Source organism: Pseudoduganella rivuli (assembly GCF_009674485.1).
GTDB lineage: Bacteria > Pseudomonadota > Gammaproteobacteria > Burkholderiales > Burkholderiaceae_D > Rugamonas > Rugamonas rivuli_B.
This window is the reverse complement of record NZ_WKJJ01000011.1, coordinates 52,168-77,429: the sequence shown is the minus strand read 5'-3', so window position 1 is coordinate 77,429 and position 25,262 is coordinate 52,168. Positions and strand designations below refer to the sequence as shown.

Annotated in this window: 18 protein-coding genes; 6 read left to right on the top strand and 12 right to left on the bottom strand. The window is 65.8% G+C overall.

Annotated features, from left to right (window positions below; translation table 11 throughout):
• Nucleotide 1: 1 nt before the first annotated feature.
• The 3 genes from GJ700_RS18135 to cysC all read right to left on the bottom strand — a co-directional run bounded on the left by GJ700_RS18135 (nt 2) and on the right by cysC (nt 3,607).
• Nucleotides 2-1,792: a thiamine pyrophosphate-binding protein gene (locus tag GJ700_RS18135; protein ID WP_229507085.1), complete on the bottom strand. Its 1,791-nt coding sequence runs from the start codon at nt 1,790-1,792 to the stop codon at nt 2-4.
• Nucleotides 1,793-2,195: 403 nt separating this feature from the next.
• On the bottom strand, nt 2,196-2,993 hold the full coding sequence (cysQ, locus tag GJ700_RS18130; RefSeq protein ID WP_154376409.1) for a 3'(2'),5'-bisphosphate nucleotidase CysQ: 798 nt from the start codon (nt 2,991-2,993) through the stop codon (nt 2,196-2,198).
• Nucleotides 2,990-3,607: an adenylyl-sulfate kinase gene (gene cysC / locus GJ700_RS18125; protein ID WP_154376407.1), complete on the bottom strand. Its 618-nt coding sequence runs from the start codon at nt 3,605-3,607 to the stop codon at nt 2,990-2,992. Before cysC ends, cysQ begins: the two co-directional genes overlap by 4 nt.
• A gap of 127 nt (nt 3,608-3,734) precedes the next feature.
• Between cysC and GJ700_RS18120 the strand changes: the two genes are divergently transcribed.
• The gene (locus GJ700_RS18120) at nt 3,735-5,102 is read left to right on the top strand and encodes an FAD/NAD(P)-binding protein (protein ID WP_154376405.1); all 1,368 of its coding nucleotides are present in this window, start codon (nt 3,735-3,737) and stop codon (nt 5,100-5,102) included.
• Nucleotides 5,103-5,168: 66 nt separating this feature from the next.
• Here the strand turns inward: GJ700_RS18120 and GJ700_RS18115 are convergent, their stop codons facing one another.
• From GJ700_RS18115 to GJ700_RS18105, 3 genes are all read right to left on the bottom strand, one after another.
• Nucleotides 5,169-9,626, bottom strand: coding sequence for an EAL domain-containing protein (locus GJ700_RS18115; protein ID WP_154376403.1), 4,458 nt, complete (start codon nt 9,624-9,626; stop codon nt 5,169-5,171).
• Between the two features lie 11 nt (nt 9,627-9,637).
• Nucleotides 9,638-10,801, bottom strand: a complete 1,164-nt coding sequence (locus GJ700_RS18110; protein WP_229507084.1) for an ABC transporter substrate-binding protein — start codon at nt 10,799-10,801, stop codon at nt 9,638-9,640.
• Between the two features lie 167 nt (nt 10,802-10,968).
• Nucleotides 10,969-11,892, bottom strand: a complete 924-nt coding sequence (locus tag GJ700_RS18105; protein WP_154376399.1) for an ABC transporter substrate-binding protein — start codon at nt 11,890-11,892, stop codon at nt 10,969-10,971.
• Between the two features lie 288 nt (nt 11,893-12,180).
• Between GJ700_RS18105 and GJ700_RS18100 the strand changes: the two genes are divergently transcribed.
• The gene (locus GJ700_RS18100; protein WP_154376397.1) at nt 12,181-14,115 is read left to right on the top strand and encodes a phage tail sheath family protein; all 1,935 of its coding nucleotides are present in this window, start codon (nt 12,181-12,183) and stop codon (nt 14,113-14,115) included.
• A 14-nt stretch (nt 14,116-14,129) separates the two neighbouring features.
• Here GJ700_RS18100 and GJ700_RS18095 read toward each other — a convergent pair whose 3' ends face one another.
• The 3 genes from GJ700_RS18095 to GJ700_RS18085 form a co-directional block, all read right to left on the bottom strand.
• Nucleotides 14,130-14,774: a hypothetical protein gene (locus GJ700_RS18095; protein ID WP_154376395.1), complete on the bottom strand. Its 645-nt coding sequence runs from the start codon at nt 14,772-14,774 to the stop codon at nt 14,130-14,132.
• An 85-nt stretch (nt 14,775-14,859) separates the two neighbouring features.
• A complete protein-coding gene (locus GJ700_RS18090; protein WP_154376393.1) occupies nt 14,860-15,738 on the bottom strand; it encodes a DMT family transporter in 879 nt (292 codons plus the stop codon).
• A gap of 16 nt (nt 15,739-15,754) precedes the next feature.
• Nucleotides 15,755-16,567, bottom strand: coding sequence for a substrate-binding periplasmic protein (locus GJ700_RS18085; protein WP_195763929.1), 813 nt, complete (start codon nt 16,565-16,567; stop codon nt 15,755-15,757).
• 126 nt (nt 16,568-16,693) lie between these two features.
• Between GJ700_RS18085 and msbA the strand changes: the two genes are divergently transcribed.
• Entirely contained in the window at nt 16,694-18,529 is a 1,836-nt protein-coding gene (msbA, locus tag GJ700_RS18080; protein ID WP_371868022.1) for a lipid A export permease/ATP-binding protein MsbA, read from the top strand.
• Nucleotides 18,530-18,540: 11 nt separating this feature from the next.
• On the opposite strand, the gene GJ700_RS18075 is transcribed toward msbA, so the two are convergent.
• On the bottom strand, nt 18,541-19,644 hold the full coding sequence (locus GJ700_RS18075) for an AI-2E family transporter (protein ID WP_154376390.1): 1,104 nt from the start codon (nt 19,642-19,644) through the stop codon (nt 18,541-18,543).
• A 57-nt stretch (nt 19,645-19,701) separates the two neighbouring features.
• Nucleotides 19,702-20,574, bottom strand: a complete 873-nt coding sequence (locus GJ700_RS18070) for a c-type cytochrome (RefSeq protein WP_154376388.1) — start codon at nt 20,572-20,574, stop codon at nt 19,702-19,704.
• Between the two features lie 96 nt (nt 20,575-20,670).
• On the opposite strand from GJ700_RS18070, the gene GJ700_RS18065 reads away from it, so the two are divergent.
• From GJ700_RS18065 to GJ700_RS18055, 3 genes are read left to right on the top strand one after another with little or no spacing between them, the layout of a single operon-like run.
• Nucleotides 20,671-21,012, top strand: coding sequence for a c-type cytochrome (locus GJ700_RS18065; protein ID WP_229507083.1), 342 nt, complete (start codon nt 20,671-20,673; stop codon nt 21,010-21,012).
• A gap of 3 nt (nt 21,013-21,015) precedes the next feature.
• Entirely contained in the window at nt 21,016-21,948 is a 933-nt protein-coding gene (locus GJ700_RS18060) for a cytochrome c oxidase subunit II (RefSeq protein WP_154376384.1), read from the top strand.
• Nucleotides 21,945-24,476, top strand: a complete 2,532-nt coding sequence (locus GJ700_RS18055) for a cbb3-type cytochrome c oxidase subunit I (RefSeq protein WP_154376382.1) — start codon at nt 21,945-21,947, stop codon at nt 24,474-24,476. The genes GJ700_RS18060 and GJ700_RS18055 overlap by 4 nt, the downstream gene beginning before the upstream one ends.
• Before the next feature lie 7 nt (nt 24,477-24,483).
• On the opposite strand, the gene GJ700_RS18050 is transcribed toward GJ700_RS18055, so the two are convergent.
• On the bottom strand, nt 24,484-25,227 hold the full coding sequence (locus GJ700_RS18050; protein WP_154376380.1) for a DUF481 domain-containing protein: 744 nt from the start codon (nt 25,225-25,227) through the stop codon (nt 24,484-24,486).
• Nucleotides 25,228-25,262: the final 35 nt, after the last annotated feature.

Here is a 25,262-nt window from a genome sequence, read left to right as displayed (position 1 = left end):
TTCAAACCCCGTCCATCAGCACGCGCATGCGACTGCTCATCGGCGGAACTTCTTCCGGATCGATATAGACATCCAGCAGGGTCGGACCCGGATAGTTGCAAATGGACTTGATGTCCAGCGCCTGCAAATCGGCCGCCGAACGGATTGTATAGCCACGGCCACCTTGGGCACGCGAGATGGCGGCGAAATCCGTGCGCGGCATGTCGTAGCCGATGCGTTCGGCGCCGGCCAGACGCTGGCCGTGCTTGATCATGCCGAGCGCGGCGTCGTTCAGCACGACGAAAATCACGCATTGCTGCTCAGCTACGGCGACCGACAATTCCTGGCCGCTCATCAGCATGGCGCCGTCGCCGGTGATGCACACGACGGGCGCGTCCGGGTTGCCGGCCGCGGTGCCGATGGCGGCGCCGATGGCCCAGCCCATCGGGGCGAAGTGCGTGATCAGGCGCAGCCAGCCGCCGGTGCTCTGGCGCTTGCCGAGGTCGCGCGGACGGTCGCCGCCGCCGAAGCGGCGTTCGCCCATGCGGCGGTCGCGCGCCTGTAGGTAATGCGTGGCCCACGCCATGCTGTTGCCGGTGTCTGCCAGGAAGCGGGTGCTGCGCGGGAACATCTCCCCCAGTTCTTTCATCAGGCGTTGCGGCTTGATCGGTACCGCATCGCTGGTGAAGGCCTCTGGCGCATCGAGCATGTCGGCGGGCTTCCACTTCATGGCGGCAGCTTTGACGCCCGCGCGGCGGCGCTCGACCACCGGGTCGGTATGCTGCCCCAGTTCGTGCATGCGCTCGACCAAGCGATCGAAGATGGCGCGCAGGCTGCCGCGCAGGTGGTAGCGCGCCATTGGCGTACGGGCCAGGTGTTCTTCCGACTCGTCGATGTGCACCAGGCGGTCGTTGAGCAGGCTGGAATTCCAGCCGCCGGTATTCCATTCGCCCATGCTGGTGCCGACCGCCAGGATCAGGTCCACGGACGGATCGTTCAGCGCCGCTTCGGCCGAGTTGTGGCCGCCAAAGCCGAACACGCCCCGGTAGAGCGGGTGCTGCGGACTGACCAGGCCCTTGCCGTCTGGCGTGGTGACAAAGGTCGCGCCTTTCAACTGTGCAAACTGCAGAATCGAATGAATCGAGTCCCCGCAGCCGCCGCCGGCCAGGATCACGACATTGCGGGCATTGGCCAGCATGCCCCGCAGCGTCTCGATTGCGCCGCTGTCAATCAGCGAGGCCGGGCGCAGCAGTGCGGTCATGTCGTAATTGGGCTTGCGGTGCGTGCTGGGGGCGCGGAACACGTCGACCGGCACCGACAGGTGCACGGGACCGACCGGGGCACGCGTGGCGTGCTGGAGCGCGGTGATCAATTTCCACTCGAGCTGTTGCGGATGCGAGACCAGCGAGTTGTAGCGGGTGCAGTGACGGAACATGCCCAGCACGTCGATGCCGGTGCAGGCCGATTCCTGCAGCGTATGCTTGCCGAACGATGGCAAGGCCGGCTGGCCCGTGATCACCAGCATTGGCACGTTGTTGCCATAGGCGGTGGCGACCGCGGTCAGCATGTTGGTGGCGCCGGGACCGGAAGTGGAAATGCAGACGCCAATCTTGCCGGTTTCACGGGCATAGCCGTCCGCCATGAAAGCTGCGCCGGCTTCGTGGCGCGCGAGAATGTGGGTGAGGTTGCCGCCACGGCGCTGGTTGCGGGCGATGGCGTCATACAGGGGTTCGATTGCGCCGCCAGGCACGCCGAACACGAAGTCGATTTGCAGCTGTTCCAGGTAGGCGACCAGCAGGTCGGCCATGTCCATGGACATTTCTGAAGTGTCGGTTGCGGCAACCGCTGGCTGCCTGCCGGTTCGAAGGGACTGCTCGTGCTGCAAAAACTCGGCGTTCTCTAACATGCAAAGCTCCTCAAATTGTATGGCATATGTGCAACATTGATTGTTTTAGAGTAATGAATGTTGCAGCGCGAAATAATAGCCTAAATTTGAGGCAAGTTGTGACAATTTGTGAGAATTAGTGAAAATATTCTATTGCGCAATGGAAATTGATTTCTAGAAATAAATCAATAGCTTACGACTTTTATGATGGTATAAACGAATCAGTTGGGACATCTGTTCCAGTGATAGCTGGGATACGCCGCAGTGATAATCTCCGGGCAATAAAAAATCCCGCCGCAGCGGGATTGTTGTTGGCGCCGGCGCGGGCCGGTCAGGGCAGATTCAGCAGCCAGTTGGCATCGGCGGCATGGCAGGCCAGAAAATGGCTGTTGAGGATCGGCAGCCCCATGCCATAGCGCAGCGGTTGCCCATCCAGCGCCAGCACGGCGCCGCCGGCATTGTTCAAAACACAATGGGCGGCCGCCGTATCCCACTGGCTGGTCAGGCCGAACCGGGGATAGGCGTGCGCGGCGCCTTCGGCAATCCGGCAAAACTTCAGCGAACTGCCTGCCGCGACGAATTCATGGGCGCACGGCAGCTTTTGCAGCCAGGCATTCAATTCTTCCGCGCCATGCGAACGGCTGCCGATCACTTGCAGCGGCGTGGACGGGTCCCACCGCACCGCCTGCAACGGGCGCAGTCCGCCGGCGTCGCGGCACCACGCGCCCAGCCCCGCGCCGCCGTAATACAGTGTCGACAGCGCCGGCGCGTAGACAACCCCGGCAACGGGGACGCCATCGGCGATCAGCGCGATATTGACGGTGAATTCGCCATTGCGCTTGACGAATTCCTTGGTGCCATCGAGCGGATCGACCAGGAAGAACGGCGCGTGGTCCGCGCCGGCCTGTTCCGGCGAGCGCGATTCTTCCGACAGGATGTAGATGCCGGGGAAGGCAGCCTCCAGGCGCGCCCGGATGATGGCGTCGGCCCGCATGTCGGCCACGGTCAGTGGCGACTGGTCGGCCTTGTCGATGACGGCGATGTCGCCCTCATAGACTTCCATGATGGCGTGCCCGGCTTCGCCGGCAATCGCGCACAGGGTGTCAAGCAGTTCGGTGGTGACGTTCATGCCGCAGGTCCCAGCGAACCGATCACTTTGCGGGACCGGAGCAGCGCCAGCACCGAATCGACGGATGCCTCCAGCGACAACACGGACGTTTCCAGCTCCAGTTCCGGCGCGCGTGGTGGTTCATACGGTGACGAAATCCCCGTGAAATGGGCAATTTCACCGGCCCGCGCGCGCTTGTACAAACCTTTCACGTCACGGCTCTCGCACACTTCCACGGGGCAGCGGCAATAGATTTCAATGAAATCGTCGTTGCCTGCCAGCTTGCGCACGCGTTCCCGGTCCGCTTCGAACGGAGAAATGAACGCGGTCAGCACGATAACGCCGGTCTCGACAAACAACTTCGCCGCTTCACCGATACGCCGGATGTTTTCCTTGCGCGCCACGTCGGAAAAGCCCAGGTCGGCGCACAGGCCGTGGCGCACGTTGTCGCCATCGAGCACGAATGTATGGCAGCCTGCCTGGTGCAACCGTTCTTCTACCGCGTGCGCCAGCGTGGATTTGCCGGACCCGGACAGGCCGGTAAACCAGACCAGCACGCCTTTATGCCCGTTGAGTTGTTCGCGCCGTGCGCGCGTGACCGTTGCGTGATGCCATACGGTATTGCTTGATTTCATATTTTTAAGAGGTGTGGGCGGGGGTATTCAAATCATACCGTAGCAACTGCGTTCCAGTAGCCAAGTTTTTCCGCCGTTTGCAACGCTATAATTCGTAAAAGTAATAACCATATGCGAAAAGGGAATAATGAAAACAATCCTGATTGTCGGCGGCGGTTTTTCCGGCGCAGTGACAGCGGTGCGCCTGCTACGCCGGCCGGGCGGCCCGGTCCACGTCATCCTTGCCAACGGCAGCGGTCACGCGGCGCGCGGCATGGCGTATGGCACGCAAAGTCCCGACCACACGTTAAATGTACCGGCTGGAAATATGAGTGCGTTCGATGACGCTCCCGGCCACTTCCTGGAATTCGCGCGCGCCCGCGTGCCCGGGATCGACTCCGGCAGCTTTGTTTCCCGCAAGTTGTACGGCGACTATCTCGAATGGTTGTTGGCGCAGGCGGAGCTGCAAGCGCACCCCGGCGCCACACTGGAGCGGTTGTATCAACAGGTGACGCGCGTGGCGCCGGAGCAGGGCGGCGCGCTGGCGACCCTGGAATCGGGCGCGATTCGCCGGGTGGATAAGGTCGTGCTGGCGCTGGGGCACTTTGCCGCGCGGGACGTGCGTGTGGCCGACATGGGGTTTTATGACAGTGGCTGCTATCTGCGGGATCCATGGGATGAAAGCAGGGTCAACGGCATAGGCCCGGACGATCCGGTGTTATTGCTGGGCACGGGATTGACCGCGGTCGACATGGCCATCACGCTGTTGAACCGTAATCCGCAGCGGCAGATCACGGCCGTGTCGCGGCGCGGCTTGCTGCCGCAGTACCACCGGCATGGCAGCCATGCGCCTTCGGCGGGCCAGACGCCGGATATGATTTGGGGTGACGCGTCGACCGTGCGTGAGCAGTTGCGCGGCTTTCGCCGCTACGCTCTGCGACTGGCGGCGGAAGGCCGCGACTGGCGCGAAGGAATGGCGTTGCTGCGCCCGGTGACGGCGGACATCTGGCTGGCGTATTCCGAGCGCGAACGTCAACGGTTTTTGCGCCATGTGCAGCCCTATTGGGATACCCATCGCCACCGGCTGGCTCCCGCCGTGGCTGACCGGCTTGATGCGGCGCTGAAGGACGGCGTGGTGCGCGCGGTGGCGGGACGCGTGCGTGGTTTTGACAAGTGCGGGGCCGGCGTCGCGGCCACCGTGCAATTGCGCGGGGCGGAGCGGGACGCCACCATACTGGCGGCGTGGGTCATCAATTGCACCGGGCCGTGCGCCGATCCGCGGCAGGCGCGCAATGCGCTGGTCAGCCAGCTGCTCGATGATGGTCTGGTCCGCACGGACAGCCTGGGCCTGGGACTGGATATCGGTACCGATTGCGCGGTGATCGACGCTGCGGGGCGGGCGTCGGACGTGATGTATTACATCGGACCGTGGCTCAAGGCGAATTACTGGGAAGCGACCGCCGTGCCGGATTTGCGGCGCTATGCGCGATTGCTGGCGGACAAGTTGATCGAATAATCCGATCGGACTGGCCTGGCGAGCCGCAGTGGCCGGCATTTCCTTTGCCGGACACTGCCCGGTGGCTCAGTCGCGCGTCAGCGCCGCTTCCCGTTGCCGTATCAGCTGTGCAAACTGGTCCGGCGGCACGGCCGGACTCAGGTGGTATCCCTGCAGCAAATCGCAGCGGCGCGCTTTCAGGAAGTGCAGCTGCGCTTCCGTTTCCACGCCCTCGGCCACCACTTCCAGGCGCAGGCTGTGCGCCAGCGCGATAATGGCGGTGACGATGGCCGCATCGTCGGAATCCTGCGGCACGTCGCGCACGAACGAGCGGTCGATCTTGATGATGTCGACCGGGAAGCGCTTCAGGTACGAGAGCGACGAATAGCCGGTGCCGAAGTCGTCGATCGACAGGCGCACGCCCAGCGCGCGCAGGCGGTGCAGGGCGGTCAGCGTATCCTGCGCGTTTTCCATCAGCGTGCTTTCCGTGATTTCCAGTTCCAGCAGGTGCGGCGGCAGGCCGGTGTCGGCCAGCACCGTCTCGACCGACGCCGTGAAATCTTTTTGCAGCAACTGGCGCACGGACAGGTTGACCGCCACGCGCAACTGCGGCAGACCCTGCATCATCCAGGTTTTCAGCTGGGCGCAGGCGGTGCGCAGCACCCAGTCGCCCAGCGGGATGATCAGGCCGGTTTCCTCGGCCAGCGGGATGAATTCCGCCGGGGACACCATGCCGCGCACCGGATGCCGCCAGCGCACCAGCGCTTCCATGCCGATCACGCGGCCATCTTCCAGCGTGGCCTGCGGCTGGTAGAACACTTCCAGCTGCTGTTGTTCCAGCGCGCGGCGCAAATCGCTTTCCAGGCGCACGTGCTCGGAAATCGAATGTTCCATCGACGCTTCGTAGAACTGGAAGCCGGTATTGGTTTTCTTGGCGCGGTACATCGCGCTGTCCGCATGCTTGACCAGGGTGGCGACGTCGTCGCCATCGTGCGGGTACATGGCGATACCGACACTGCTGGTGACAAAGATGTCGTGGCCATCGATCTGGAACGGCGCCGACAGCACACGGCAGATATTGTGGGCCGCGCTGGCCGCGGCGGCCGGGCTGTCCAGTTCGCCCAGCACCACGGTGAATTCGTCGCCGCCCAGGCGCGCCACCGTGTCGACATTGCGCACGCTGTGGCGCACGCGCTGCGCCACGGCCACCAGCAGGCGGTCGCCGACGTCGTGGCCCAGGTTGTCGTTGACGTACTTGAAGCGGTCCAGGTCCATGAACAGCACGGCCAGCAGGTTGGCGTTGCTCTTGGCCTGTTCGATGCCTTGGCCCAGCAATTCGAAGAACAGCGTGCGGTTCGGCAGGCCGGTCAGGATATCGTTGTACGCCAGGTGGCGGATGCGTTTTTCCGCGCGGTTCGCTTCGATGATGCGGCGCACGCGCTGCGACAGCACCGCGTAGTGGATCGGCTTCGGAATATAGTCCGAAGCGCCGGCCGCAAAGGCGCGTTCCACCGACGAATTGTCTTGCAGCGCCGTGATCATCAACACGGGAATCGAACTGCCGCCCGGCATTTCCTGCAGGCGGGCGCAGGCCGTGAAGCCATCCATGTGCGGCATCACGGCGTCCATCAGGATCACGTCCGGCTGGAAGCGTTTCAGCATGGCCAGCGCTTCTTCGCCATCGGACGCTTCTTCCACCTGGAAGCCGTCGCGCTGCAGCGTGTAGCGCAACGTGCTGCGCGTGCTGCGGTCGTCGTCGACCACCAGCACCTGCGCCAGTTCTTCCTGCGGCGTGTGGCTGTCGTTGCCGCCCGCATTGACTTCCGCATCGAGGAAGGTGGCGACCTGGTTGTATTCGGCGCGCAGCGCGGGGAGCAGCGGCGGCACCTGGTCGAGGCGGCGCGCGATGGCCAGCTCTTCAATTTTTTGCGCCAGCGCCGACAGGTCGGTCGCACCCAGGTTGCCGGACGATCCTTTCAGCGCGTGGGCACGGGCACGTGCGGTTTCCGCATCGTTGGCGTAGACCGCCTGTTCCAGTTCGTTGAGGTAGACCGGCGAATCCTCCAGGAAAGGCGACACCGCGTGCGGCAGCGCGGTACCCAGGATTTCGCGCAATTTGTCGAACACGGCGCGGTCCAGCGGGCTGCCCTGCGGGCTGTCGCCGTGGCGTTCCTGCGGGGTTTCCGTCGGGATCGGCAACGCGCCTCCCTGGCCGGGCAGCCAGCGGTGCAGCTTGTGGCGCAGTTCCAGCAACGTGATCGGCTTGGCCAGGTAATCGTCCATGCCGGCCGCCATGCATTTTTCCGCATCGCCACGCTGGGTATTGGCCGTCATCGCCACCAGCGGCGTGCGGATGCCCAGCGATTCCTCGTGGGTGCGGATATGGGCGGTGGCTTCATAGCCATCCATTTCCGGCATGCTGCAATCCATCAGGATCATGTCGAAGCGGGAACGCTTGGCCGCTTCCACGGCTTCCAGGCCGTTTGACGCGAATTCGCAGACGCAATTGTTCATGGCCAGCATGCCAGCGGCCACCATCTGGTTGGTGCGGTTGTCTTCCGCCACCAGTACACGGAATTGGCGCGACGACGGCGCCGGCAGGGTCGGCACCTGGCCCGGCAGGGCAGGCTTGAGCGTGAGTTCCGGCTCCTGTGCGCGGCCAGCCAGCATTTCGTGCAGCGCGTTCAGCAGGCGGCTGACGCGCAGCGGCTTGGGCACGGTGGCGTGGGTGGCTGCGCCGGCCATGTTGCCGCCGCCATGGCGGTCCATCAGCAGCAATTGCGGCGCCAGGCCGGCGGCGGATATGCGGTTGGCGATGTCGATGCCGTGTTCATCCACCAGGTTCACATCCATCATCACGATGCGGTACGGCTGGCCCGCGTCGGCTGCGGCTTTCAGCTCGGTCATGGCCTTGTTGCCGCCATCGGCGAGGAAGTGCGGCATCGCATGCTGGGTAAATACCTGGCCCAGCAGGGCGCGCACGGTGGCGCTGGCATCGATGGCCAGGATGCGCACCTGCGCCAGCAGCGGGTCGGCGTCGAGCGTCAGCTGGGTCGCTGACGGCCGGCACAGGGCGGTGAATTCAAACGTGGTGCCCGCGCCGGGCGTACTGGAGACGCTGATTTCGCCACTCATCAGGCCGACCAGCTGGCGGCAGATCGCCAGGCCCAGGCCGGTGCCGCCATAGCGGCGCGTGGTCGACGGATCCGGTTGCACGTACGATTCGAACAAATGGCTTTGCACGTCGGCCGTCATGCCGATGCCGGTATCGCGTACGATGAAGCGCAGGCCGAACTGCTGGCCGTCCAGCAATTCCACGCGCAGCGACACTTCGCCCTTGTCCGTGAATTTCACGGCGTTGCCAAGCAGGTTGATGAGAATCTGGCGCAGCCGCAGCGCATCGCCCGTCACGCGCTCCGGCACGCCCTCGGCCAGGTGGTACGACAATTCCAGGCTCTTTTGCTGGGCCGGGCGGGCCACCAGTTCCAGCACTTCTTCCACCAGCTTGCGCAAGTCGAAGTCGGTCTCTTCCAGGGTCAGCTTGCCCGCTTCCATCTTGGAAAAGTCCAGCACGTTGTTGATCAGGTCGATCAGCGTGCGCGACGAATTCCACGCCACGTCGACGCATTCCTGCTGGCGCTGGGTCAGCCGCATTTCCTTCAGCATGTCCAGCATGCCGACCACGCCGTTCAGCGGCGTGCGTACTTCGTGGCTGACGGTGGCGGCGAATTGCGCCTTCATTTCCGCCATGTTGACGGCGGCGTCGCGCGATTCCTTCAATTCCGCTTCGCGCTGCTCCAGCACGTTCATCATCTTGTTGAACGCTTGCGCCATGTCGATCAGGTCGCGCGGGCCGGCCGGCGCGGCGCGCATGCCGGACTCGCCCGCTTCGGCGCGGCGCATCAGGTCGGACAGCGCGTTGAGGGGATTGATCATGTGGCGTGTCGCCAGCCGCACCAGCCCCAGCAGGATTGCGGCAAACGACAGCGTCAGCGCCAGGTTGCCCAGCAACAGCGACCAGGTCAGTCGGTCCAGCGTATCCTTGCCGACCTGCACGTGCACGTAGCCCAGCAATTGCGGCTGCTGTTCCTGCATGTCGAACGGGGAAGCTTCGGTCTGGCCGCCGAACACGGGCGCGGCAAACAGCCAGGCATCCTTGGATTCGCCCACCAGGCTGGCGTGCTGCGGACTGGCCTGCGCGCCGGGCATCTCGCCCAGCTTGCTGCCGCGGTGCTGTTCCTGCAACAGCAGGACGCGGTGCTTGGCGTCGCTGATCTGCAAGCCCGTCACGTCCGGGAAGGCCAGCGTGGTGCTGACCACGTCGCGCGCATTTTCCGCCGAATGGAACAGCAGCGCGAGCGTCGACTGCCGCGCCAGGTTGTCGGCAATGCGCTGGCCCTGTTCCGTGAAGTGGTCGCGCATGCGGCCGCGCGCCTCCCACGAGTTCATCAGGGAGGAAAACAGGGCCAGGCCGAGAATCGATGTCGAGACAATGACAGTCAGCTGGCGGCGGAAACCGGTGCGGCGCAAGTAGTTACGAAACATAATCACCGTATTCAGGGCTGCGGATAAACATAATCGAAGCGATGTTGCTGGGACAAGTTCAATCCCATGTGGTTAGCGGTACGCAAATTGATGGCGGTCTGCAAATCCCGCAACGGGACCAGGCCACGGCGCTTGCCGTCGCCATTGATCACGCCCATGGCGGAATTGGCCAGGGCCCGTCCCAGTTCCAGGTTATTCGGTCCCATGCCGAACAGCGCGCCTTTTTTCACGTGCAGCACGTTGCTGGAAAACAGCGGTACGCCGCTGTTCCACGACTCGCGCAGCACCATTGGCAGGATGATGCTTTCTTCCACCGTGGTGCTGTCGTGCGGCAGCCAGACCGCATCGCGCCGGCTGTCGGCATTGGCAAACAATTGCGGATACAGCTGGGCGGCCTTGCCCAGCTCCGTGGCCACGTGGGCTTGCAATTCCAGGCCCTGGGAGCGCGCCGCGTCGCGCGCCAGGCGGATCAGCCAGTCGCTTTTTTGCGGGTCGTAGACGACGATGACACGCCGCAATTCCGGCAGCAAGGTGCGCAGGCGGGAAAACAGCAGGGCGGGATCGGGCGTCAGGCTGATCCCGGATACGTTTTCCGCATCCGACAGCAACAGCACGCCGCCGGCCAGTACGGTGATTTCACGGTCCAGCCCGTTGGTGGCATTCAGGCCCTGGCGGCCCAGCGCGATCACCACGCGGGTATTGTTGTGCCTGAGGGTGGCGTTCAATTCCGCGGTATCGACTTTCGGGTCAACGGGATAGCTGCGCACGCGCAGCCGTGTGCGTTCTTCGATGCCCTGGATGATGCTGGTGAAGGCGGCCCGGAATGGCGCTTCGACGTTTGGATACAGTACGGCGATCGATCCCTTGCCGATCGATGCCTGGACGTCCGGCCGGCGCAACTGGTCTTCCAGTTGCGCCAGCGTGATGGGGCGGACATAATCCGGACGAACGAAGTCGCTCCGCATCGGAGGCGGGGCGGACGAAGCATTGCCCGACTCGATGCGCTCCATGATGGCGCCCACGCTGTTGCGTGCTGCGGCGCCGGCGCCAGGCAAGTCGATCGCGGGTTTTAATCCTTGTGCGGACGCGGCGGGGGACACAGCCAGCGACAGCGACAGGACACAGGCGATGCAGGCACGCAACCGGCGGCCCACATCCGTTATCATATTAATCATTATACTGTCCGATGGGGCCCAGGTAGCGGACATATATCCTGCATACAATAACGATGGGCCAGCATACCCAGTAGTATATGCTAGTTACTTGGCTTATTAGAAAGAAATTTACTTCCACACGGCATTAATTTACACAGGGCAACCCAATCTGTGTATCCACCGCGTCATTATGGTTCCGGGAAGACAAGGTCGAAGGTGCGTTGTTGTCCGCTGGCAACGTTAATGCCAATGTGACCGGCGGTACGGGTATTGAACGCCGTGCGCACGGCGCGTAGTGGCGCAACCCCGGTGCGCCCGCCGTCGCCGTTGAGCATGCCCAGCGCCATGCTGGCCAGTTCCTTGCCCAACTCGAAATTATTGGGGATCAGTGCAAACAGCGCGCCTTTTTTCACGTGCAGCACACTGCTGGAAAAAATCGCAACGTTTTTGTTCCACGATTCCTTCAAGACCAGCGGGATGACCGTGGTGTCTTCCACCGTCACCGGATCTTGCGGCAGCCACAGGGCATCGGTGCGCCCGTCAGCGCTGGCAAACGCGCTTTCGTAACGGCGTACTGCGGCGGCCAGGTCGGCTGCTTCCAGCGCCACCAGTTCCAGACCCTGGCCGCGCGCCGCGTCGCGGGCGGATTTCAGCATGGCTTGGCTGTATTGGGGGCTGTAGACGACGATCACCCGCCTGACCGTCGGCACCAGGCCTTTTAACAGGGCAAACAGCAGCGCGGGGTCCGGCGTCAGGCTGATGCCCCGCATCCTGTCCGCATCGGGCACGGAACTGACCCCGCCCACCACCACGCTCACCGAGGGATCGAACGCGGCGGCCGCCTGCAAGCCCTGGCGCCCGAGGGCAATCACCACTTTGCCGCCGTTTTTCTTCAACGTGGCCTGCAATTCGCTGAAATCCGCACTGGACGCCACGGGATAGCCTTTGACGCGCGCGCGCGCCTGCTCCTCGATACCCTCGATGATTTCAGTGAATACCTTGCGGTATGGCTGGCCGATGTCCGGGTACACGACAGCCAGCGCTTCCGGCCCGGCCGCCGCCACGTACCCGTACGCCGTCACGGCATACAGGGCCGGCAGCGAGATCAGCAACTTTCTACGGTGGTTACACAAGTCGGGGAGGTGGGGTAAATATTAATTAATTGCAGGAAAGAGTTTATCCGGCCCGCGCTGGTTTTACACAAAAAAGTGCCAACTATATCTGCAACCGGCTTGGTGTTGTTGCTTTTTTAGCCAGAAGGCTGCAGACAAATGTGTCGCCGACGCGCAGGAATTGTGGCTTGGCGGGCCCACGGTGACAATCCGAGAGAATTAGGGTTTTTTTGACAATTATAATCTGACATCAAACTTGCCCTTCACGCCATGTGGTAGCCACAAGCCATGCGTCCGTCTTTCACCTCAGCCCATCCGCCACACGGCATGCCAGGCATCTATGCGCAGGCGCAGCCGCGCTTGCATCCGCAACCGATGGATGTGTGCGCGTTTATCGGCGTGGCGCCGCGCGGGCCCGCATATCAGCCCGAACCGGCGCGGCCCGGTGAGCGCGGCAGCGTGCTGATGAGCGATCCGGCGCGCCCCTGCCGCCGCAGCGTCCCCGTGCTGGTGCACAGTTTCGACGAGTACCGTGCACTGTTCGGTGGGTTTGAGGGGCCGGGCTACCTGCCGCATGCGGTGGCAATGTTTTTTGAACAGGGCGGACGCAGCGCCTATATCGTGCGCATCGTGCATGAATATGACCCCCCGGCGCCGTGGCACGAGGCATGGGCGCGCGGCGGCCTGGCTTCGCTGGCGTCACGACCGCTCACGTTCCTGGCCCGTAACGAAGGCAGCTGGGGCAATGGCTTGCAGGTGGAAGGGGGCTTGACGGCGGCGCCCCTGGCTTTTGCGTGGCGTGATGGCGCCGTCTGCGTGGACCGTGCCGGCGCATCGCCGGCCGGCACGCTGCTGCGCCTGGAGGCGGCGGATGGCGCGCAAGTGCTTGCGTATTGCCGGGGCGTCAGCGAGCTGCGTGCGGCCGGCTTTGCTTTGCCGGCCTGGGCGCTGGCGCTGGACCCGCCACTGCCCCCGCAGTTCGCTCCCGTGCGCATCGACGTTGTGCAAGCGTGGCTGGCAATCCGTGAAGAAGGGGAGGGCGGACATGCCGGCCAGGAGCGGCACGAAATGCTGGGGCTGACGCCGCGCCATCCGCGCTGGATCGGCAGCGTGCTGTGCGACGAATCACGGCTGCTGTGGCCCGACCCGTCGTGGGCCGGGCAGGAATTGTGGCCGGCCCGCGCCGCAGTGGAAACGGTGCATGGCGTCTCGGCGCCATTCAGCGGCGGGCGCGACCGCTATGCCGATGTGCAGCATGAAGATTTCTTTGATGCGGGCGCGCCCTGGTCCGGTCTGGCCGCGCTGGGGGCTTGCCCGGAAGTGACACACGTGGTGGTGCCGGACCTGTATGTGCCGGCCCAGTGGGCCGGCGACGATGCCGGTATCGAAGGTGGCGCCGGCGCCGCCCCTTCCGCGCTGCGCAAGCTGATCCTCGATCCGCGCGATTTCGCCGACCTGACCGCGATCGCGGCGTTGCAGCAGAAAGTGCTCGATGCCTGCGAATCGGGCCGCGCCATGATCGCCTTGCTCGATGTGCCGCCCGGCCTGTCGCAGGCGCAAGCCTCGCGCTGGCGTGCGCAGTTTTGCAGCAGCTGGGGCGCCGCTTACCACCCGTGGCTGGTGCCGTCGCGCCAGTTGCAGGGCGCCCAACCGACCGGGCAAGTGCGGCCGCTGCCGCCATCGGCGGTGGCGGCCGGCATCATCGCCCGCGACGACATCGCCGAAGGTGTCCGGGCAGGCCCGGCCGTGGCGCGCGCCGTTGTCCGGCTGGCGGAGCCGCAGCCGGCCGGCCGCGCCGACGCCTTCCAGCCGCTGGGGCTGAACTGTTTCGTGCGGGGACCGGACGGCGTCGAACTGGTGTCGGCCCGCACGTTGTCGCGGGACCGCGCGTGGCGGCAGTTGTCGGCGCGCCGGCTGATGCTGATGCTGGAGCGGACGCTGCAGCGCGAAACCCGGTGGGCCGTGGCCGAATCCGGGGAGCCGTCGTTGTGGCAGGGAGCGCAGCAGGCAGTCGACAACCTGCTGTTACGGTTGTTCCGGGCCGGCGCCTGCGCCGGCGCGACCCCGGCGGAATCGTATTTTGTCCGCGTCAAGCGGGAACCGGCAGGGCCTGAGCGCGGTGAACTGCGGATGGAAATCGGCGTGGCGCCGGCGGAGCCACGGGAATTCGTCGTGCTGTGCCTGCACCGCCATGACGACGGGGCGCTGGTGCTGGAGCGCTGACAGCCCCGGGCCGGTCACCACTTGCAGCCGTGGTCTTTTTTATCGGTCAGCACCTGGGCCGCGATGGCCAGCGGCGCCAGGATGCCGAGGCCGGCATTGGACATCAAACAGCCGGGGCGGGCGCCCCGCTTGATGTCTTTACCCAGTTCATTTTCACTGGCCAGCTCGTTGATGGGCTTGTCGCGCAGTTGCGCCACGGCGGGATCATCCTTGCCGGCCTTGGCCACGGCCAGCTTGCGGGCGGATTTCAGCGCGGCCGTGGTGTCGAACGTCCCTTCCGGCTTGCCCGGCGCGGCAAACGGATCGGGCGGATCGGCCGGTGCACGCGGCGCGGCGGGAATCATCGTGATGGCCGTGCTTTCGCGCTGCTCGTCAGGCTTGTGCGGCCGGCGCCGCGTCGGCGCGGCTTTGGCGATCGCTGCGCTGCGCGCCGGCTGTTCGGGCGGACGCACCCGGGACGCGACCGGCTGCGGGACCGGTTCAGGTGCGACCTTGGGGACGGGCGTGGGCAGCAGGCTGACCGTCAGCCAGCGCGCGGGTTGGGCATGCGGTGGCGTGGCCTTCTGGTTGACCAGCAGCACCACCAATCCTGCATGGATCAGCAGCGAAATAACGAGGCCGGGTGCGAGCGACCGGCTGCGGTACGGTTCGGTTTTCACGAGATTCAGTGTAGCACTGACAATTGTCAACATGGAAAGTTGTTACATTTGCTGACAAGCGTGGACAGGCGCGCCGGTATGCAGGTTAAGCGCCATGTTGCCGGGCCGGTTGCAGGCTGGCCAGCAAGACCGCGCCGATGATCAGCGCGCCCCCCAGCACCACGGACGGAGCGGGGATGGCGCCGAAGGCAACCCACGCCAGCGCGATGGCATACACGGGTTCCATGCTGATGACGACCGCCACGGTTTGCGCTTTCACGGCGTCCAGCGCTTGCAGGAATATCGTGTACGCCAGGCCCGTGCACACCGCGCCCAGCAGCGCCAGCAGCAGCCAGTCGCGCAGCGCCAGTCCCGCCATCGCGCCCGTGCTGAACGGAGAAATCGCCACGCACGCGGCCAGGCATTGCCACCAGCACGATTGCGCACTGGTGGCGGCGGGGGCGCGGTAGCGGTTGAACACGGCGATGCCCGCATAAATCGCGCCGGACAGGATGCCCCACAGCAGGCCCGCCGTACCCGCGTCCGCCAGCGAAAAGCGCGGCGTGATCAGCGCCATGCCGGCCGTGACCAGCAACAGCACCAGCATGTCGCGCGCCGGCGGCCGGGCGCGCAGGATCACCGCTTCCAGCAGCGCGACAAACACGGGAAAGGATGCAAAACCCAGCGTGGCCAGCGCCACGCCGCCATCTTGCACGGCCTGGAAGAAGGTGAACCAGTGCAGCGCCAGCATCACGCCCGGCACGCACAGCGCCACGATGCCGCGCGGCGCCAGTCCCCGCCACGGCGCGCGCCGTCCCCATGCGGCCACCGCCGACAGCGCCAGCACGGCAAATACGGTGCGGCCGAAGACGATGGCGACGGGCCCGGTCTGCACGGCTTCGCCAAACAGCGCCGTGCTGCCGAACAGGATGGCGGCCAGGTGCAGGCGGAACAGGGCGCTGGCGCGCGACAGCGTGGTATCCATCAGCGGGGCCGCCTGCTCAGCGGATACGCACGGAATCGAGCGGGACGTTCAGCGCCTCATAATAGTGGCGCTTGATCAGGGCGGCCAGCGTGCCGTCGCGCACCATGCCCTCCATGGCCCGTTCGAGCTTGTCCAGGGTGGCGGCGTCGACGGACTTTTTCGACACGGCGACAGAGCGGGGGCTGGGATCCGGCACGCGATAGGCCGCCTTGGTCACCTTGTTGCGCAAGGCCAGGCGGGCCACGTGGGCCTCGCCCTGGTCTTCCGGCACCACCACGGCGTCGAGCCGCCCCAGCGCCAGCTTGCGGAAATTCGATTCCGTCTGCGGGACGTCTTCCTTGGCCAGCGCCGTGTCGCGGTCGAACGGATCGAAATACGTGGCGCCGGACGTGACGCCGATACGCAATTTGGCCAGGTCTTCATAGCTGCGGATGTCCGGGCTCTGGTCGCGCAGGATATAAAACACCTTGTCGGAACTGTGTTCGCGGTAGGGCGTTTTCAGGAAATTCAGGTAGCGGCGCCGCTCCGGCGTGTCGCGCAAGCCGATGGCCACGTCGGCGTGGCCCTGTTCCAGCATGTACAGGCAGCGCTTCAGCGGGCAGTTGCGGAATTCCAGCGTCATCTCCGCGCGCCGCGCCAGTTCACGGACGATTTCCGTATACGCGCCGCCATAACCGCCCTGGGTGCGTGTCTTCCATGGCAACAATTCTTCAAAGGCGAAGACCAGGGTATCGGCCGCCATGGCGGACTGGCATGCCAACGCCAGCACAGCGGTGGCCAGCAGGGCGCGAGGGTGGGAATGGCGGAACAAGCGGAGCGGGTGGCGCAAACTGCCTCCAGGAAAGGTTCGCCCAAGTAAAACATGCCTTTTGCGCAAGGTCAATCCCCGCCTGCCCATGTGCTGCCACGGGGAAGGCGGGTACAATGCACACTTTCGTTCTGAACAAGATTCACAGTGCAAACCCGCCAACTCTATTTCCGCCTGCTGCGCGAATTCCGTCCTTACCTCGGCGCCATGATTGCCACGCTGACGGCGATCGGCGTGGCCTCCGCCACCGATGTGATGCTGATCCGCCAGTTGAAAAACGTGGTCGATGCGCTGCGCCCCGGCACGACGTCGGCGCTGGGCGGCGCCGCCGACGGTCCCGCAACGGGGCTGCTGGCCACCGTGCAGGGCTGGATGGACCGCTTGCTGCCGGGCGATCCGGCGCAGGCCGCGCTGTGGAGCATTCCGCTGGTGATCATGGCGCTGGCGTGCCTGCGCATGGTATCGAGTTTTTCCGGCGACTATGGCGCATCGTGGCTCAGCAACCGGGTCCAGGCCAACCTGCGCGAAAGCATGTTTGCCCGCATCCTGCGCCTGCCGAACCGGTATTTCGACCAGGCGTCGACCGGCACCACGCTGTCGCGCGTGGCGTACGATGCGACCCAGGTGGCGCAGGCCGGCCTGTCGGTGTTCAACGTGTTCGTGCGCGATTCCGTGCTGACCATCGGCTACCTGATCGTGCTGTTTACCACCGACTGGCAACTGGCGAGCTTTTGCATGGGTTTACTGCCGCTGGTGGCGGCGGTCGTGACGGTGGCGGGCCGCCGCATGCGGCGGCTGGCCGAAGACACGCAGGCGTCGATGGGCGAATTGACGCGCGTGCTCGATGAAAGCATCGGCGGCCAGCGCGTCGTCAAGGTTTTTGGCGGCCAGCGCTTCGAACACCAGCGCTTCCACCAGGTCGTCAAGCATAACCGCCAGCTGGCCGTGAAGCATTCGGCGACGGCGGCGCTGAACTCCGGCATCATCATGATGCTGGTGGGGATCACACTGTCGGCCGTGATTTATTTTGCGCTGCTGCGGGCGCAGGCCGGCGCGCTGAGCCCGGGCGCCTTTGTCGCGTTCATGGTGGCGCTGATGGCGATGCAGTCGCCGATCAAAAACCTGACCAAGCTGAACGAGCCGCTGCAACGGGGCCTGGCCGCGGCGAAATCCGTGTATGGACTGATCGATGCCCCGGCTGAAGTCGACGAAGGCACACTGCCGCTGCCACGGGCACAAGGCCGCATCGCCGTGCAGGCGGTCAGTTTCCGCTATAACGCCAACGACCCGGACGCGGCGCCGGCGCTGCGCGACGTGTCGCTCGATATCGCCGCCGGTGAAACCGTGGCGCTGGTGGGCGGCTCCGGCAGCGGCAAGACCACCTTGGCGGCCCTGCTGCCGCGCTTTTATGACGTGGGTGACGGCCGCATTCTGCTCGACGGCCACGATTTGCGCGACTATAAATTGACGGACCTGCGTGCGCAGATCGCGCTGGTCAGCCAGGACGTGGTGCTGTTCAACGATACGCTGTCGGCCAACATCGCTTATGGCGATGCGAATCCGGATCCGGCGCGGATCGAGGCGGCGGCCCGCGCAGCCTATGCGCACGACTTCATCATGAAGCAGCCGCAAGGCTACGCGACGCAAGTGGGGGAAAACGGCCTGCGCCTGTCGGGCGGCCAGCGCCAGCGCCTGGCCATTGCGCGCGCGCTGTACAAGGACGCGCCGATCCTGATCTTCGACGAAGCCACCAGCGCGCTCGATACGGAATCCGAGCGCCAGGTGCAGGCCGCGCTGGAAGTGCTGATGCGGGGCCGCACCACGGTGGTCATCGCGCACCGCCTGTCGACCATTGAAAAGGCCGACCGCATCGTCGTCATGGAGTCGGGGCGCATTGCCGAATCGGGCTCGCACGACGCGCTGCTGGCCAAAGGCGGCCATTATGCGCGCCTGTACCAGACGCAGAAGCAAGTCACGGCGTAGTTATTTCGTAGCTATTTTTGTTGCGCCGGCGGCCTGGCGTCGTCGCCCAGGATGTCCTGCACGTACAGCATCGTCACCAGCACCAGCAGCACCGCCGTCAGCGGCGTGGCCAGCGCCACGCCCGCCATGCCGAACACCGCGCCGAACAGCACTTGCATGGCGATGGTCAGCGCCGGCGGCAGCGACACCGTGTGCTGGTCGATCATCGGTTCCATCATGTAGCCCTGCACCAGCTGGATGCCGCCAAACAGCAGCGCCACGTACAGCGCCTGTTCCGGACTGGCGGAAAATGCGATCAGCAGCGCCGGCACGCCCGCCATCAACGGGCCGAGGTAAGGGATAAAGTCCAGCAGGCCGGCAATGATACCGAGGATCAGCGCCAGTGGAATCCCCAGCAGCGACAGCCCGACGGCCGTCATGATGCCGGCCGCCAGCATCGAGCACGCTTTCCCCATCAGCCATTTCGCCAGCGTGGTCCCCAGTTCGTCCAGCACCGCGCGTGCGCGGGGCCGGCGCCGGATCGGGACCAGCCTGATGATGCCGTTGATGTACAGGCGGGGACGGGCGGCGAAGTAGACGCCGGCAAACATGATGATCAGTGTGTTGCCCAGCGCGCCCAGCACCCCGGAAAAGAACAGGCCCGCGTTTGGCGCCATGGCCGCCAATTGTTTGCTGATCTGCGCATTGGAAGGCAATTCCGCCAGCAGGGTTTTCAGGCGGGGATAGCGCGCCAGCGCGGCGCGCACCTGGTCCAGCGACGTCGGCACCACCTGCGCCAGGTGGCTGGCCTGTTCGGACAGTTGCGGCGCCATCAGCCAGCCGCCGACGCCCAGCACCGCCGCCATCAGCGTCACCACGATGACCAGCGCCGCCATGTGCGAGCGCAAATGCAGGCGGCGCTGCAGCGCACTGCTCAACGCGTGCAGCAGGATGGCAAACAGCATGCAGGCGAAGATCAGCAGCAGGGCGTCCGACGCGAACCACAGGCCCGCCAGTGTCAGCAGGAACAGGGCGGCCAGACCGTCCACCAGCACCACGCGGTGCAGGAAGCCCCGATCCTTGCGCGGCGGCGCATCGGATTGTCCTTCGTTGGAATCGTCGGTTCGCTGGTCCATCCCGCATGATTGCGCAATTTTGCCGGACGCGACGCACGCTCAGCCGGGACCTCTGCTTCAGTCCAGGCGGCCCAGGTAAGCGGCCATGTCGCGCGCATCGCGCTCCGTCACGCCCATGGCGGGCATGGCGGTGCGGGGATCGAACAGTTGCGGCGTGCGGATCCAGCGCGCCAGGTTGTCCGGCGTATTGCGCAACTTGCCGGCGATGAGCGTCCGGCTGGCAAGGCCCGCCAGCGGCGGGCCGATGTGCACGCGGCTGCCCGTGATGCCGGGAATCAGGTGGCAGGCGTGACAGCCGTATTGGGTCAGCGCCAGCTTGCCCCGGTGCGCGTCGGGCAGGGATGCATCGGCGGTTGGCGCCGGCATATTGACGGCGTCGCTGGCGGCGCGGCGCGCCGCGTCGGCCCCGGCCAATGCTTCCTCGTAATCGGCAGGCGACATCAGCGGCAGGCGCTGCAGGAACGCCACCACGTCCCATAACGCGGACTCGTCGAGCCGGTATTGCCACGCGGGCATGCCGCTCATCTTGATGCCATGGCGGGTTATCCAGTACAGCTCGGCCGATTGCCAGTTCCGAGCGGCATCGATCAGCGCCCCGGGCACCGGTTGCATGCCCAGCGCAAATGGTTGCGGGGCGACGCCCGGGCCGCCGTGGCAGGCGGTACAGTGCGCGGCATAGACGGTGGCGCCCCGTTGCGCGCGCACGTGGTCCAGCGCGGGCGGCCGGATACCTGCGGCCTGCCGGCGCACGGATGCCCGCATCGTGTATTCCAGCAAGCTGTGGGTCGGCTGGAAGTGCTGGTCCGTCGACGCCACGTCATACAGGCCGAAGCCGACGATGGCGCCGCCGGCAGCGGCGGCGGCCAGTCCCAGCGCCACCGCGGCGATCGCGGCGCCGCGCAGGGTAGTCCGGTGGGGGAATGCAGCCATCGCGCTATTGAAAAATTGTCCAGTTTGAATTCATTGTATGCTGACGCCAGATCACGACACGCCGGGATGCCCATGCTATGCCGCAGTGCAATTGCCATGCTGACCCTGGCGGCCGCGACGGCCGCCCATGGCTCCCCCGCCGATAAATTATTGCAAGATGGAAACTTCTTGCGCGGCCAGCGCTTGCTGGCGCAATACCAGTGCGCCGCCTGCCACCGTATTCCCGGCGTGGAGGGGCGCCAGGGCGGAGATGGCCCCGCGCTGGCGGCAACGGGGCGCGCCGCCTACATCGCGGGCCATTTGCCGAACACGCCGGCGATGCTGGCCCGTTTCATCGAAGATCCGCCGCTGGTCAAGCCCGGCACGGCGATGCCGGCGCTGGGCGTGACCGCGGACGACGCGCGCGACATGGCCGCCTACCTGGGCCGGCTGCGCTGAACCATGCAATCGATGTTTGCCCCCGCCAGCCAGGATGCCGTTGCGCTGGCGCGGTTTGCCTGGATCGCGTGCGGCGGCGCGGCGCTGGCGTTCATCACGGTGATGGTGTTGCTGGCCTTGGCGCTGCGCCGTGGCGGGCCGGCGCCTGGCTGGCGCCGCACGCTGGCGTTCGCCGTGCTGGTCCCCGGCGGCGCACTGGCGGCGCTGTTTGCCTACGCCACCTGGGGCGACACGCCGTCCGGCTCGCCCGACGGCGGCGCGCCGTCGGCGGCCATGCAGGCCGATGCGCTGGTGATCCGTGTCACGGCGCGCATGTGGTGGTGGGAAGTGCGCTATCCGGGGCCGGGTGGCGGCATCGCGCTGGCCAATGAACTACACGTGCCGGCCGGGCGCACCGTGTGGCTGGCGCTGGACAGCGCGGATGTGATCCACACGTTCTGGGTGCCGGCGCTGGCCGGCAAGGTCGATATGGTGCCCGGCAAGGTGCACCACCTGCCGCTGGCCGCGTTGCGTCCGGGCGTCTGGCGCGGCCAGTGCGCGGAATATTGCGGCTTGCAGCACGCGCGGATGGCGCTGCACGTGGTGGCGCAGCCACCCGCGCAATTCGACGACTGGCTGGCGCGCCAGGCGATGCCGGTGGCGGGGGAGGCGCGGCATGCGGCGGCGCGCGCATTGTTCGTCCGGCGCTGCGCCGTGTGCCACACGGTGCGGGGCGTGGACGCGGCGCGGGTCGAGGGAGGGCCGGCCGGGCCGGACTTGACGCACGTGGCCAGCCGCCTGGCGCTGGGCGCGGGCGCGCTGCCCAACGGGCCGGGTGCCATGGCGGCATGGCTGGCGGCGCCGCACCGCTACAAGCAGGGCATCCGCATGCCCGATCCCCAACTGGCCGCCGCCGACGTGGCCGCGCTGGCAGCGTGGCTGGTGACCCTGCAATGACGGACGGCTTGCCCAGCCGCGCGCAGCGCCCGCCCGACGAACTGGCGCAACTGGAGCGCGCATGGCGCACGCCGCGCGGCTGGCGTTTTTTCACCACCGTCAACAATACGAATATTGGCCGGCTGTATATCGGGACGGCGCTGCTGTTCTTTGTCCTGGCCGGCGTGCTGGCGCTGCTGATGCGGCTGCAGCTGGCGCAACCGGGCAATACGCTGCTGGCGCCCGGCACCTACAATCAGGTGTTCACGATGCACGGCACCGTGATGATGTTCCTGTTTGCCATCCCCGTGGTGGAAGCGTTTGCCGTGTACCTGTTGCCGAACATGCTGGGCGCGCGCGATTTGCCGTTCCCAAGGCTGTCGGCCTATGCGTACTGGGCCTACGCGCTGGGCGGGATTGCGTTCTTTTGCACGCTGTTCGCGGGCGTGGCGCCGGACGGCGGCTGGTTCATGTATCCGCCGCTGACGGGCAAGGCGTATTCGCCGGGCGCGGGCGCGGATTTCTGGCTGCTGGGCATCGGCTTCATAGAAATTTCCGCGATTGCGGGGGCGATCGAATTGATTGTCGGCATCCTGTTCACCCGCGCGCCCGGCATGACGTTGTCGCGCATGCCCGTGTATGCATGGGCGATGCTGGTGGTGGGCGTGATGATCGTGCTGGCGTTTCCCGCCGTGATCGCGGGGACGGCGCTGCTGGAACTGGAGCGCGCATGGGACTGGCCGTTCTTTATCGCGGAGCGCGGCGGCGATCCCGTCATGTGGCAGCACCTGTTCTGGTTTTTCGGGCACCCCGAGGTGTACATCATTTTCCTGCCCGCGGCGGGCATGGTGTCGACCATGCTGCCGGCGCTGGCGGGAACGCGGCTGGCCGGGCGGCGCGCCGTCATCGCGTCGCTGGCCGTGACGGGGACCGTCAGTTTTGCGCTGTGGGCGCACCACATGTTTGCCGCGGGACTGGGACGGCCGATGGCGGTGCTGGTGTCGGCCGCCAGCATGGTGGTGGCGCTGCCCGCGTCGGTGCAGGTGGCCGCGTGGATCGCCACGCTGTGGCGCGGCGCGCCGCGCTGGAACGCGCCGCTGCTGTTCATCGCCGGCTTCCTGGTCCTGTTCACGCTGGGCGGGCTGACGGGCGTCATGGTGGCGGCGCTGCCGTTCGACTGGCAGGCGCACGACACGTATTTCATCGTCGCGCACCTGCACTACGTGCTGATCGGCGGCATGCTGTTCCCCGTGTTCGCCGCCATGTATTACTGGTTCCCGCTGCTGCACGGGCACTGTTTGCCGGAACAGTCGGCGCGCTGGATCTTCGGGCTGATGTTCGGCGGCTTTAACCTGGCGTTTTTCCCCATGCATATCGTGGGCTTGCTGGGCATGCCGCGCCGCGTTTACACGTATGCCGGGGACCTGGGATGGAGCGGCTACAACATGGCGTCCACCATCGGCGCCCTGGTTTTCGCGGCCGGCGTATTGTGGTTTTGTATCGACGTGGTGCGAACCCTGCGCCGGCCGGGCCGGGAAAAAGGCAATCCATGGCGGGCGTCCACGCTGGAATGGCTGCCGGCGGAAGACTATGGCAACCGCAGCATTGCCCAAGTGTATGGCGAAGAACCGCTGTGGGAACAGCCGTCACTGGCGCAGGAAGTGGCGCAAGGGCGGCACTGGCTGCCCGGCACGGCCACCGGGCGGCGCGAAACCATGGTTGCCACGTGGCGCGATGCGCGGCCGTGGTATCTGCTTCTGCTGCCGGGCGACAGCTGGTGGCCGCCGCTGGCGGCGCTGGGCACGGCCGGGTTTTTCCTGCTGTTGACGGTGCAGCAGGCGGTGGCCGCATGGCTGTGCGGCTTTGCGGCGATCGGCGCCGTGCTCAAGTGGCTATGGCAACTGGACCGGCCGCCCGCGATGGCGGCGGCGCAGGTGGCCGACAGTGTGGCCTTGCCGGTGGGCGGCGCGCCGTTGGGTGCGCATGGCCGGCGTGCATGGCACGCGTGGTGGGCCATGGTGATCCTGCTGGTGGTCGATGGCGCGATCTTCGCGTCGTTTATCTATGTTTATCTGCACGTCGGCGGCTTGCTGGCGGTCTGTCCGCCGCCAGGCGCCGGGTTGCCGGACAGGGCGGCGCGCCTGCTGGCGTGCGGTTTGTTTGGCGCCGCATCGGCGGCAATGGTCATGGCGGGGCGCAGCCGCGGTGTCTCGGGCCGCGGCGGCATGCCGCCGGCCGACGCGCATGCCTCGTGCTTGCCGCTGGCGCTGTGGATCGCGCTGGCATTGCTGTGCGCAGTGGCCGGTATTGCGGCGGGTGTGGGAGGGTTGGACTGGGCGCCGGTGCGCAGCGCGTGGCACGCCGGCGCCGCCGTGCTGGCCGCGTATGCATGGCTGCACGCACTGCTGCTGGCCGTGCTGGCGTGCTACCTGTGGGCGCGCGCCGGAGCGGGTTTGCTGACGGCGGAAAGCCGCGCCTCGCTGGACTGCTGCGCGCTGGCCTGGCATGTCACCGGCGCGCAGGGGATTTGCCTGATGCTGGTGCTATGAGTGCGTGTCAGAACGAATACACCAGGGTCAGCGACGTTTGCGTATCCGTGCTTTTCTTGTCTTCCGGCGCATTGGTGTCGTTGCGGGCGCTGAACGCGGCTTTCATTTGCATGGTGCCGTTGATTTTCGTGCTGAGGGCCGTTTCCGCCTGCGAGTGCAGGTTCGACGTGCCTTTTTCCATGCTGAGCGTTTGCGTAAACAGCGCGTTCGGGCTGACTTGCCAGCGATAGGCGGCCGCCCCGCGCACGGTCATGCCGTTTTCCGTTTCACCGGTGGCGCGCCGGCCGATGAAGTAACCCGGACCCAGTTCCACGTCCAGCGTCTTGTCGCGGGAGCGGAACCAGCGCGCACTGTGGCCGACGGACAGCGAACTGTAACGGGTATAGGCGCCAAACTGGTCCTTCACGTGGGAGCCCAGCACGAACAGTTTCTTGTTGTTGTCTTCCAGGTGGTACGCGGCCTTGGCCGACGTTTCAAAGCGTTCGGCGGAGCGGGTGCGGTGTTTTTCGCCCAGCGCATCGACGGTGCGGTCTTCCTTGAAGAAGCCGGAAAAGATGTACTGGTTGCTCCAGTCTTCCAGTTCCTGGCGGGCGTCGATCTTGCCCGTGACGGAGGTGCCGGAAGTATTGCCGGTGGTGGTGATGGCGCCCAGTTCGGCCGCCGTGAACCAGGTGCGTTCGGTGTTGTCGTCGGCGCACGCTGCGCCTTGCGTGGCGGCCAGCGCCAGCGCGATCAGGATTTTGGATGTCATCTGCGGTGGGCCCGCGCGGAAAGGTCCGGCGGGAA